Genomic DNA, 11,931 nt, shown 5'->3' on the forward strand with positions numbered 1-11,931 from the left:
TCTTGTGGTGTCTCTTATCACTATTATTCCTATGATTACCAAAAGCTTAACTGTTGATAAGTACTGATCCTTTGGTATTGGTTGAGTAAGCGATCTAACTGCTGACTAACCTCTACAACCTCGTGATCAATGAGGTTACGAGTTAGAGCGAATTTATTGAGTCTCTTACGTAGTTCCTCTATTCTTTTCAAAAGTTTCTTTTCCACGTGGATTCCTCCTGAATTAACATCCTCAAGAAGAATTTTAATTCTTTTTGAGGGAAATGGCAAGAACACAATATCCATTAATATACAATTATTTGTCGTAATATGGCAGATATATTTAAATGTTTTTTGCAAGTTGATTAAGGGGCCATAATTTATTAAGCCAAATGTTACTTTTTAACAGGGAGTTTAATAAAAAATGTAGTACCTGCGGTTCCTGTTTCGACGTATATCGCACCTCCATGACGATACACGATGTTATAAGACACTGGCAATCCTAAACCTGTACCGTTTTCTTTCGTGGTCAAAAAAGGTTTACCCATATTTTCAAGAACTCGCCTTGGTATGCCAGATCCCTGATCGCGAAACATTAATACAATGTAATCCTGTTCTAGATAGGTTCTTATTGTCAGAACCCCACCTGCCAGCATAGAGTCTAAGGCATTACGGGCTAAGTTTAAGATAACTTGTCGAATTTCTTGCTCATTTAATTCGAGGTTAGGGATCTCTTCGAGTTCAACGAGAATAATTTGCTCTTTCCTTAGAGCATCAGCTTGTAACATCGGTAGTAGTTTATTAAGGATAGTATTAAGATTCTGCATTCTAAGATCTAGGGGAGTGTTTCGACTTAAGGAAAGGAACTCCGTAATAATTGAATTGCAGCGATCCAATTCTTCGATCATGAGTTGAAAATAATCCTTATACTCTAGCAGCACCGGTTTCGTTCCTAGTAGCTGAAGAAAACCGTGGACTGTTGTCATAGGATTCCTTATTTCATGGGCTATACTCGCAGCCATCTGGCCGATTAGATTTAAACCATCAAGCTTTTGCATCTCCGCTTCCATTTTTTTACGTTCTGTAATATCACGATGGATACCCATGATACCGGTTATCAGACTTCGATCATATCTAATTGGTGAAATACTCAACGAGACATCGATTACCTTACCATCTTTCTTCTGACGCTTCATATCATAGCCGATAATTTCTTCACCTAATTTTACCCGCTCAAGAATTTGCTTGAATTCTAAAATATCCTCGGGCACCGACAAAAGTGTAATCTCTTGCCCTAAAGCTTCTGAAGCCGTGTAGCCATACATCTTTTGCGCTGCTGGATTAATACTCGTTATTTTATAATCCAGATCAACTGTCGTAATTGAATCATTGGAGTTTTTTACTATGGCTTCAAAGGTTCGAAGTTGCTGAGAATGTGCTTTGACTGCATACAATAACGGCGTCAATTCTGGCAGAAATCCGGTATCAATCTGAACAAAGTTATCTTGGAGTATTGCCTCAGCAAATGAAGTTAATTGCTTTTTAATCTCTCTAACCAGCAACCAAGTCCCCATGAGTGGGATAGCAACTATAATCAATATGCCGCCGGCGTGAATTCCTAAAGTGAGCCCTATAGCAAGGCTTAGTAATATAGTCCCTATAATTAACCGCGTTGTATTCACTGTGTTAGAGCGGCGTTTTATGTTGCTAAGATCCATATAAAACCTCCCCTCCCTAATGTCTTTCAAGTAATCTTCTACATTAAAAGGGAATTGCCTAACTATCTACTACTTTCTTATCGTAAAAAGGATTATGGGAAAATACTACTTTTTTTAAAATTATTCTTAAACTACCTTGAACTTACTTCGGCAGACTTAAGGATATTCCTCCCTACACGCCCAACATATTACAAGTATTATTACAAAATGACCTAGATAATTTATTCACTAAATTTTTATAGCAACAAAAAGCTGGGGTCAGGTTATTTTTCTTATCTGACCCTAGCTTGAATTTGAGCACCTTTACACATACGTTTATATTCTTTCACGAAGAAGTAAAAACCTTAACTTAAGCCACTTTCCAGCTTTAGTTAACTTCCAAATAACGTTTGAAAAAAATCCCATTAATTACATCCTCCTTTTTCAAATTATACTTAAGTTGCCCTAATCTCTGAAAATCAGTATGTAATTTATTCCCATAGAGACAAGTTTTATATATGCCTTTACCTACTTCTACTTCTACTTCTACTTCTACTTCTACTTCCCTATTCTGTCACTTTATAATCCTTGAACCCCTGATATGAACTGCTTTGAGGGATTTCTTTTATTCAAGGTAACCTTGAGGCCCTCTGATTATGTTGTTTCATTTTTCTTAATAAATACTCCACTTTGATAAACTGAAAATCTTTATAGTTTCTTTATGCTCTTCTCTATAATCTTTACGTCTTTTATATGGGTAATTGATTTATAATAAGGCTGCATTCAGTATGAAAGGTTGCTTTTGTTAGACAATAATGAAGTACGCGGAAATAACGAGGGTGATGATATAAATGGTAAAAGGAAACCTTACAATTTTCTTAGGGGCAGCTTCAGGGGTCGGAAAAACTTATGCAATGTTAGAATCAGCTTTAGGTAAATTGTCCGAAGGTGTAGATGTAGTTGTGGGTCTAGTAGAAACTCATGGCAGAGCAGATACCGAGGCGATGCTCAACGGCTTAACGGTCATCCCCAGGAGATCTCAAGAATATGTGGATCGTATATTTTTCGAAATGGATTTGGATGCAGTCCTGACACGTCGCCCTCAGCTTGTCTTGATCGATGAACTGGCCCACACCAACGTGGAAGGATCGCGGCATAAAAAGCGTTACATGGATGTCAAAGAATTATTGTCAGCGGGGATTAACGTTTACACTACCTTGAATATTCAAGACTTAGAGACACTCAATGATATTGTAACCCAAATCACCGGGGTTGCCGTCCGAGAGACTGTCCCCGACCAAGTCTTAGAAGCTGCGTCGCAAATTCAACTGATTGATATCCCACCCGAAGAGTTAATTCAAAGGTTAAAGGATGGTAAAGTTTATGTTTCGGATCAGGAAACAGAGGGTTTAAAAGATTTCTTTCGACCTGGCAATATCAACGCTCTAAGGGAGTTGGCTCTTCTCTATACAGCTCAACGAGTAGATCGTCAGCTTGAATCCTATAGGCAAGTCCATGGAATCAATGGGCCATGGCCGACGGGAGAAAAGATTTTGGTGTGTATAAGTGCAAGTCCCTTCTCAGCTCAGTTGATTCGGATTGCTAAAAGAATGGCCGAGAAGGTACAAGGGCAATTATTTGCCGTGCATGTCGAAACTCTGCGCCGACTTCCCAGTAGTGAGGCTGAAAAAGATTCAATTGCCAAAAACCTCCGCTTAGCTGAAGAACTGGGCGCGGAAGTGATTGGTCTAACCGGGAATAGTGTAGCGGAGGCTATTTTAGAGTTGGCTAGGAAACGCAATGTTTCCCAGATAATTATTAGCAAACCGGCGCATACGCGCTTTTGGGAGATAATCCATGGCTCGGTCGTGGATAAAGTGATTCGGCAAAGTCAGGGCATTAGTATTCATGTTATCCCTGGACGCCAACAAGCGGTAGGAAAAGCCCAGCTTAAGGCAGTGAAGAATGGAGAAGAAGCAGGTACTAAACCACAGCTGTGGTATTCTCCGAAGATAGTTCCTTATTTGGCATCTAGTCTGATGATTATTGGGATGACTTTAGTTTTCACCTGGGTACATCCCTATTTAGGGCTGGTTAATATTTCTTTGCTCTATCTACTGCCTATTCTTATAAGTGCGGCACTCTGGGGAACCCTTCCCGCCATTGTCACTGCTTTAATGGGGACAATGGCCTTTGATCTTTTTTTTGTCCCTCCATTTTTTAAATTTACCGTTGCTGATCTCCGTTATCTAATCAGCTTTGCTATTTTCATGTTGGTGGGGTTGATTACGGGAACTCTATCGGATCGGTTAAAAAAACAGGTGAATTATTCTCGGCAGCGGGAGAATAACATTTCAGCGCTATATTCTCTAAGCCGAGATATCGCCGCAGTCGATAACCTAGATGCTGTGTTAGATTGTATTGTTAGTAATGTCTCCAAAACGTTAGAGGGGCAAGTTATGTTGCTTTTACCTAATGAAAAGGCTCAACTGGTACTGAGAAAGGATTCTGTGCTTAACAATTCCCTAGATAAATGTGAACTTTCAGTTGCCACCTGGGTCTATGAAAGGGGACTAAAAGCGGGTCATGGAACGGAGACCTTAGGCACTGCTAAGGCCCTATATTTGCCACTAAGCACAGAACAGGGAACACAAGGAGTTCTTGGGATTAAGATCAATGAAAGCAATGCGCAATTTGACCCTGAGCGAATTCGCTTATTAGAAGCCTTTACGGGATTGGCTGCCATAGCCATCAATCGAGTGAAATTAGCGGAACAAGCCAGAGAGTCCCTTTCGTTAGTAGAGTCTGAACGCTTGCGCACGGCTCTTTTTAATTCACTTTCTCATGATTTGCGGACACCACTGGCTTCCATAATTGGGGCCGTTACCGGGCTTCTAGAAGATAAAAATGTCATCTATAGTCCCGAGGTCCGCAATGAGTTGCTTAAAACAATTCTCCATGGGGCTGAACGAATGAATCGATTTATCAGTAACTTATTAGATATGGCACGACTAGAAAGCGGTATGCTTAGATTAAATAAAGAATGGTGCGATCTTCAAGATATCATTGGAGTGGCGATCAATAGGCTTGGAGACACCTTAACTCGACGGCCTTTGGATATTGATATTCAGGAAGGCCTACCCTTGGTGCAAGCTGATGGGATTTTGATAGAGCAGGTGTTGATCAATTTGCTGGATAATGCACTTAAGTACTCGGAAGCTGCTAGCAAAATCATGATCTCGATCCGGCAACAAGGAAATCAACTGGAGATCGTGGTCGCTAATCGGGGCCATGGTATTCCTGAGGCGGATTTAAGCAAGGTCTTTGATAAGTTTTATCGACTTAGTTCCCCTTTACAAGTAAGTGGAACGGGGCTCGGTCTGGCAATATGTAAAGGACTTATTGAAGCACATGGCGGGGATATTTGGGCCGAAAATAATAAACTTGGCGGTGTAACAATTACCTTTACCTTGCCGTTAACCGACCAGTTTTTGGGGATTGTGCCTGAGATGAATGAAGGAGAGTAAGATGGAAAACAAAGGTCAGCGGATTTTGATTATTGATGACGATACACAAATTCGGCGATTTTTGCGGGTGGCCTTAACCAGCCACGGCTATGTAGTGAAAGATGCTAGGACGGGTAGCGAGGGTCTTGAGACAGTAGCGATGTTCAGTCCGGACCTAGTCGTCTTAGATTTAGGGTTACCCGATATCGATGGGCTAGATGTAGTGCGTCAGTTGCGAGAATGGACTAAGGTTCCTATTATCATTCTTTCGGTCAAGGAACAGGAGAGTGATAAAATTACGGCCTTGGACTTTGGCGCGGATGACTACGTGACGAAACCTTTTGGGATGGGGGAATTGTTAGCTCGAATTCGAGCGGCAATGCGTCACACTGTCGGGGTAGAGGAAGAGCCAGTTTTGCATTTTGAAGACTTGACCCTTGATTTATTACATCGCCGGGTCACAAGGGATGATCACGAGATTAAGCTTACCTTAACGGAATATGAGATCGTAAAAAATCTGGCGATTAACGCAGGAAAAGTTATGACCCACAGTTATTTACTTCGTACTGTATGGGGACCGTCTTATGAGAAAGAAGTACAGTACTTACGAGTATATATTGGTCAGATAAGGCGAAAACTGGAACGTGACCCATCCCGCCCACGGCATATTATTACCGAACCAGGGGTAGGATATCGTTTATTGTAATGCAGACTCACTTGGAGGAAAAGGGATTGAACGGATTAGGGAAAATCATGACACCATCTCGAGTTTTAGTCTTGGGATTTGCTGTTCTTATTCTGTTTGGAGCGTTATTACTGACCTTACCTCAAGCAACTCAGGATGGATTGGGATTAACTACTTTGAATGCCGTCTTTACAGCAACCTCGGCAGTTTGTGTTACAGGGTTAGTGGTAGTGGATACAGCGACGACGTTTACGCTCTTTGGCCAATGGGTTATTCTATTCTTGATTCAAGTGGGTGGACTAGGTTTTATGACCTTTGCTACCCTGTTTGCCATGATATTAGGAAAGAAAATTACCCTTAAAGAACGATTGTTGTTGCAAGAGGCGCTAAACCAGGTTTCACTCGAAGGGGTCGTTCGATTAACGAAGTCTGTCCTGCTGATTTCCTTTGCTTTTGAAGCAATTGGTGCCCTCATTCTATCGTTACGCTGGTATTCCGATTTTGGCTTTAGAAAAGCGCTTTATTATGGTGTCTTTCATTCTATTTCAGCGTTTAATAACGCGGGCTTTGATCTCATGGGTAATTTTTCCAGTCTCACTGCCTACGTTGGAGATCCCGTCGTTAATATTACGATCATGCTTTTGATTATTTTCGGAGGCTTGGGCTTTATTGTTATGGCGGAACTACTGGCACACCGGAATAAGTTTAGACTTCATACAAAAATAGTCCTCCAGGTTTCCGGAGTCCTGATTTTATTAGGAGCAGTATTTATCTTCATCATGGAATTTACTAATCCAAAGACCTTAGGGCCACTCCCTTTAGGGACAAAGGTTCTGGCAGCCTTCTTTCAATCGGTTTCTCCTCGGACGGCAGGATTTAACACCATCAATATAGCAGGTATGTATGATACAACGTTACTCTCTATGATTGTGCTCATGTTTATTGGAGCTTCACCTGGAGGAACGGGCGGAGGGATTAAAACAACGACGTTTATATCTATTGTTTTATCTGTCTTGAGTACCTATCGCAGTGATCCACATGTTGTCTTGGAGGGGCGGACTTTACCTAAGGATGTTATTCATAAAGCCTGGGCAGTAACAACTTCAGCCGCATTTTTGATTTTCTTAATATTATCGATTCTTTCACACACCGAAAACTCAGATTTACTGACCGTGCTTTTCGAAGTAACATCTGCTTTTGGGACAGTGGGCCTTTCTCTAGGAATCACCCCCGCTCTTTCCGTGGTTGGTAAAATGGCGATTATTTTAACGATGTTTATAGGGCGGTTGGGGCCTTTAACTTTGGCATTTGTACTTTCCCAGAAAAAAAATAAACAAGCAGCCCACATTAAATATCCGGATGAACGAATCATGATTGGATAGGAGGAGAACCTAGTGCGCAAACAATTTGTGGTTATTGGCTTAGGGCGATTCGGAACCAGTGTGGCTAAAACTCTCAGTGCATTAGGCCATGATGTTTTAGCAATGGATAAGAACGAACATGCCGTTCATGACATAATAAATGATGTGACCAAAGCAGTACAGGCCGATGCACGTGAGGAGGTGACACTCCGGGCATTAGGGGTGCGGAATTTAGATGTAGCAATAGTAGCGATCGGAGATGATCTTGAAGCAAATATCCTGATCACTTTGATGCTTAAAGAAATGGGAATTCCCTATGTTGTCGCTAAGGCCCAATCGATCCAACACGGAAAAGTATTGGAAAAGATTGGGGCAGATAAAATTGTATATCCGGAACAAGATATGGGGATTCGCTTAGCCAACAACCTGATTAGAACAAACGTTATGGATTTTATAGAATTGTCCTTAGATTACAGCATTTTCGAAATAATTGCTCCATCCCAGTTTGTCAATAAATCAATAGGGAAACTAAATCTGCGGGCGGTTTATAAAATCAATGTGGTGGCGATCAAAAAAAGCGCAGATCAGATTGTTATTGCGCCAGGGCCAAACGCAGTCGTTGAAGAAAGAGATATTTTGGTAATTGTCTGCAACAAAAAAGCTCTTGCGATGCTACCAGAGTAACAGTTGGTAGTCACTAACCTATTTATAGACTTCTGAGAGACTATCAATATCCGCCTTGCAAAGTGATACGGGCTCCGTATTGTCCACTCGGATAATAATAAATGTTCCTTGAATATCTGCCCTTTTGATAGGCTTTTGGGTTAGGGGATAGTTTCCATCGTAGACGATTAAGCACCCAGGACAGATGGTTTCCACCGTTTCAATAAAACCTTGAATCGTTAATTCAAAGGCCTTAAGGTTATTGGGTAGTTCACGTATTTCAGGAGCTTTCCCTGGCTCCACTACCAAAACCGTTATCCATTTAACCAATGTCTACTTCTCCCCTTTTAATATCAGCTTTGGAGCAACTTTCTCTTTGTTTTTCGCGAACCCTTATGTTAAAGCTAAGAAAGACAAAACCAGGTGGTTATGATGACGTCAAAAAGTGACTGAAATCATAACCACCTAACAAATACTCAGATATCTCTTAAACCTGTGAAAACACAGAGTTTATCCTGTGACTAAGCGCCACTAAAACTTCACAGTAAGCTTCCTATATGCCCCTTTAACCCTACTCCCACTCAATCGTCCCAGGAGGCTTCGAGGTAATATCATAAACAACACGGTTGACCCCTTGCACCTCGTTCACAATCCTCGAAGAGATGTTATGCAGGACTTCATACGGGAGCCTTGCCCAGTCTGCAGTCATGGCATCTTCGCTGGTGACTGCCCTCAGGATAATGGGGTACTCGTATGTGCGGCCATCACCCATTACGCCGACGCTTTTGATGGAAGGAAGTACCGCAAAGCTTTGCCATAATTCTCGATAAAGGCCTGAGCGACGAATCTCCTCCAAAATAATGGCATCCGCTTCCCGCAAAATATCTAGTTTTTCACGGGTTACTTCCCCGAGTATTCGAATGGCCAGCCCTGGTCCTGGGAACGGTTGGCGCCAAACAATCTCTTCACTCATCCCAAGTTCGATACCTAGTTCACGCACTTCATCTTTAAAAAGCATCCGCAACGGCTCGATCAGCTCAAACTTCATATCTTCCGGTAAACCACCAACGTTGTGATGACTCTTGATCGTTTCCGCTGTTTCCGTCCCGCTCTCGACAATATCTGGATAAAGAGTTCCTTGGACTAAAAAGTCAACCTGACCGAGCTTCGAGGCCTCGACTTCAAAAACTCGGATAAACTCATTCCCTATCGCTTTACGTTTCGTTTCGGGATCGGATACCCCAGCAAGTTTTTCCATAAACCGTTCATGGACATCGACAAAGACCAGATTAAGTTGGAATTGCTCCATGAATATCTTTTTAACCTGTTCTGCCTCATTTTTACGCATGAATCCATGATCCACAAAGACACAGGTCAATTGATCTCCTACTGCCTTGTGCACTAATGCCGCTGCTACAGAGGAATCCACCCCACCGCTTAATGCGCATAGGATATGCCCAGTACCGACCTTAGCTCGGATTTCAGCGACTTGTAACTCGATAAAGGACTCCATCGTCCAGTCCCCACTGCACTTACAAACCTCGAACAGAAACTTTTCTAACATCGCTTGACCATCTGGAGTATGTTTTACTTCCGGGTGAAATTGAACGCCATAAAAATGTCGCTCTACGTTCATCATTGCCGCAACCGGAGTATGCCCAGTATGAGCAGCGACTACAAAGCCCTCAGGCAATGAAATAACAGAATCACCATGACTCATCCAACACGGACGGTCTCCACCTAAGCCTTCCCATAAATCCGTAGGTGCATCAACCGTGAGTACTGCTTTGCCATACTCACTAGCTTCTGGATGTTCTACTTTACCCCCTAGTTGTACAGCCATGAGCTGCATCCCATAGCATATCCCCAGAATGGGAATCCCTAAGTTATAAATTTCGGGATCAACTTCGGGCGCATGCTGCTGATTGACACTTGCTGGTCCACCGGATAGGATAATCCCTTTCGGTTGACGAGCCCGGATTTCCTCAATTGAAGTTTTGTGGGAAATCATCTCAGAATACACATGAGCTTCACGTACACGGCGGGCAATAAGTTGATTATATTGTCCTCCAAAATCCAAAACTAAGACAACTTCCTGAGTCACTATCATTCACACCATTCTTATTAATTATATAATTTCGTAGGCCTCTTGTTTTAAAACTCCGACATAGGGCAAATTACGATACTCTTCGTTGAAGTCTAAGCCATATCCCACGACAAATTCATCTGGGATCGAAAATCCATTGTAATCAGGAACAACATTGACTTTACGACGTTCGGATTTGTCAAGGAGAGTAACCACTTTTACACTAAGCGGATTCCGAGCTCTCAAGTTTTCGGTCAAATACTTTAAGGTTAGGCCCGTATCCACGATATCTTCGGTGACTAGTATATGAACGTCTTCCACACTACGTTCTAAATCCTTGAGGATCCGTACAACACCCGATGACTGAGTAGACGCTCCATAACTCGATAACGCCATAAAGTCATACGCCAAAGGCAATTTGATCTCACGAATGAGATCTGCCATAAATGGAACAGCGCCTTTCAGAATTCCAAGGACCAAAATATTCTTACCTTCATAGTCCCTAGTAATTTCAGCCCCAAGTTCGGCCACGCGCTTGGCCAATTCCTCTCGAGAAAACAAGACTTTTGCAATATATTCTTCCATCCAAGGACACCTCCATTATACTATGCCAAAACTATACCAGAGGCTAGTCCATTGTGCAAACGCTTTTATCTCTCATTATGTTTTCAACACTAATTTTTGTATTTTCTTATACTATTATTGCGTTTAGAGACATTTTTTATAGACGAAATGAATAAAAGAGGCAAGAATATCCCCCACTAATAGTGGTCTATTCCTGCCTCTCGGTGTCTACAACTCTTTAAATATCCGGAACATGAATATCGATCTTCTTACCAATATCTTTAAACTCAAGTGTCATCGTCATGGGGTCGGACTTAGCTTTATTCTTAGCTTCGATAGTTGCTTTTACAAGCATTTTATCAGATTTGCGTATATAAAGCGTGTATTGGAACTCGGTCCAAAATACCTCCATCATTTGATTCTGTACACTAGGTCTTAATTGTAAAACCCAAGTCTTACTACCGTTGACCTTTTCTTGACCTTTAAGCATCACCTCACCGAGTTCTTTCAATTGAAGCGAAGATAGGGGGTTGAGCTCCGCCAGAAAGACTTCCTGAGCTGCTGGAGCATTAGCAAACCGTATCCACTTCTTGCTGAAAGGATCTTTGCTGTAGGTAGAATCTCCAATTTTGATCATTTCCACTTCGCTACCGACCAGCTGTCCTAAGATTCGAGTATTCCCACCATCCTTTTCTCCTAGAATCTGAGTGAGTACGCGATCTTTTCCCTCCACCCATTGATGTTGGGTTAGACTGTAGCGAAAAGAGGTCGCTGTGTTCAATCGTTCTAAGCCGTGTGTGACTAAATAAGTGGGGTCTGGCTGCCAATAATAGCGTCCTAGAAGTCCCCCCATCAACACGATGCCGATACCGATGAGTAACCATAATCCTCTTTTCTTCATATCATGCCTCCCTGGCGGAGTTCTTACCTTACAATATGTGTTTTAGGCTTGCTCTATTCCATATATCCAAGAAGGTCATAATATTTCCAATACTAAAAAGTGCAAGATTGATTTCCCTGAAATCTACACAGTGAATTTGCAATCGATATTTCTTCGATATGTCAATAAACACTTCGATCTAACCCCAAAGACGTCTGTTTTTTCAGTTAAATATCCTTTCCCATCCCATCTTTTATGGTGATATAATACGTAGTTAGCCATGTCAGACATATCGTTGACCGTACTTAGAATTCTATAGCCTATTTCTGGATGGCGCTTAATTTCTTTCCATTCATCGTCTGTAAGTTTGCCTGGCTTATTAAGTATAGTTTCATCGATAGCTATTTTCCCAATATCATGAAGTAGTCCAACTGTTTTCAGCTCTTGAATTTCTCCTTCCAATAAATTTAATGCTTGTCCCATTTTTCCACAGTAGAACAGAGAGTAGAAC

General features: G+C 41.8%; 10 protein-coding genes and 1 pseudogene. 4 read left to right on the top strand and 7 right to left on the bottom strand.

Translation table 11 applies throughout. The features are described 5' to 3' along the window. Nucleotides 1–35: 35 nt before the first annotated feature. Both ACYQ3Q_RS14160 and ACYQ3Q_RS14165 read right to left on the bottom strand, forming a co-directional pair. Nucleotides 36–206 carry an aspartyl-phosphate phosphatase Spo0E family protein gene (locus tag ACYQ3Q_RS14160; RefSeq protein WP_459929185.1) on the bottom strand — a complete coding sequence of 57 codons (171 nt, stop codon included), beginning with the start codon at nucleotides 204–206 and terminating at the stop codon, nucleotides 36–38. A 167-nt stretch (nucleotides 207–373) separates the two neighbouring features. Continuing rightward, nucleotides 374–1,696 (bottom strand): two-component system sensor histidine kinase NtrB, encoded by a 1,323-nt coding sequence (locus ACYQ3Q_RS14165; RefSeq protein WP_459929186.1) that lies wholly within the window; start codon nucleotides 1,694–1,696, stop codon nucleotides 374–376. Between the two features lie 830 nt (nucleotides 1,697–2,526). On the opposite strand from ACYQ3Q_RS14165, the gene ACYQ3Q_RS14170 reads away from it, so the two are divergent. From ACYQ3Q_RS14170 to ACYQ3Q_RS14185, 4 genes are read left to right on the top strand one after another with little or no spacing between them, the layout of a single operon-like run. Beyond that, nucleotides 2,527–5,202 carry an ATP-binding protein gene (locus ACYQ3Q_RS14170; RefSeq protein ID WP_459929187.1) on the top strand — a complete coding sequence of 892 codons (2,676 nt, stop codon included), beginning with the start codon at nucleotides 2,527–2,529 and terminating at the stop codon, nucleotides 5,200–5,202. A gap of 1 nt (nucleotide 5,203) precedes the next feature. Beyond that, nucleotides 5,204–5,887 (top strand): response regulator, encoded by a 684-nt coding sequence (locus tag ACYQ3Q_RS14175; protein WP_459929188.1) that lies wholly within the window; start codon nucleotides 5,204–5,206, stop codon nucleotides 5,885–5,887. A 26-nt stretch (nucleotides 5,888–5,913) separates the two neighbouring features. Beyond that, nucleotides 5,914–7,248 (top strand): TrkH family potassium uptake protein, encoded by a 1,335-nt coding sequence (locus ACYQ3Q_RS14180; RefSeq protein ID WP_459929189.1) that lies wholly within the window; start codon nucleotides 5,914–5,916, stop codon nucleotides 7,246–7,248. Nucleotides 7,249–7,260: 12 nt separating this feature from the next. Next, nucleotides 7,261–7,911 carry a potassium channel family protein gene (locus tag ACYQ3Q_RS14185; protein WP_459929190.1) on the top strand — a complete coding sequence of 217 codons (651 nt, stop codon included), beginning with the start codon at nucleotides 7,261–7,263 and terminating at the stop codon, nucleotides 7,909–7,911. Between the two features lie 18 nt (nucleotides 7,912–7,929). Here ACYQ3Q_RS14185 and ACYQ3Q_RS14190 read toward each other — a convergent pair whose 3' ends face one another. The 5 genes and pseudogenes from ACYQ3Q_RS14190 to ACYQ3Q_RS14210 form a co-directional block, all read right to left on the bottom strand. Further along, the gene (locus ACYQ3Q_RS14190; protein ID WP_459929191.1) at nucleotides 7,930–8,220 is read right to left on the bottom strand and encodes a DUF3846 domain-containing protein; all 291 of its coding nucleotides are present in this window, start codon (nucleotides 8,218–8,220) and stop codon (nucleotides 7,930–7,932) included. Nucleotides 8,221–8,461: 241 nt separating this feature from the next. Beyond that, nucleotides 8,462–9,994: a glutamine-hydrolyzing GMP synthase gene (guaA, locus tag ACYQ3Q_RS14195; RefSeq protein WP_459929192.1), complete on the bottom strand. Its 1,533-nt coding sequence runs from the start codon at nucleotides 9,992–9,994 to the stop codon at nucleotides 8,462–8,464. Between the two features lie 24 nt (nucleotides 9,995–10,018). Continuing rightward, entirely contained in the window at nucleotides 10,019–10,561 is a 543-nt protein-coding gene (gene hpt, locus ACYQ3Q_RS14200; RefSeq protein WP_459929193.1) for a hypoxanthine phosphoribosyltransferase, read from the bottom strand. A 217-nt stretch (nucleotides 10,562–10,778) separates the two neighbouring features. Continuing rightward, nucleotides 10,779–11,441, bottom strand: coding sequence for a LolA-like protein (locus ACYQ3Q_RS14205; protein ID WP_459929194.1), 663 nt, complete (start codon nucleotides 11,439–11,441; stop codon nucleotides 10,779–10,781). Between the two features lie 210 nt (nucleotides 11,442–11,651). Next, a pseudogene (locus ACYQ3Q_RS14210) lies at nucleotides 11,652–11,912 on the bottom strand (HD-GYP domain-containing protein); the annotation flags it as partial. Nucleotides 11,913–11,931 lie beyond the last annotated feature (19 nt).

It is taken from the genome of Desulfosporosinus burensis (assembly GCF_054657535.1).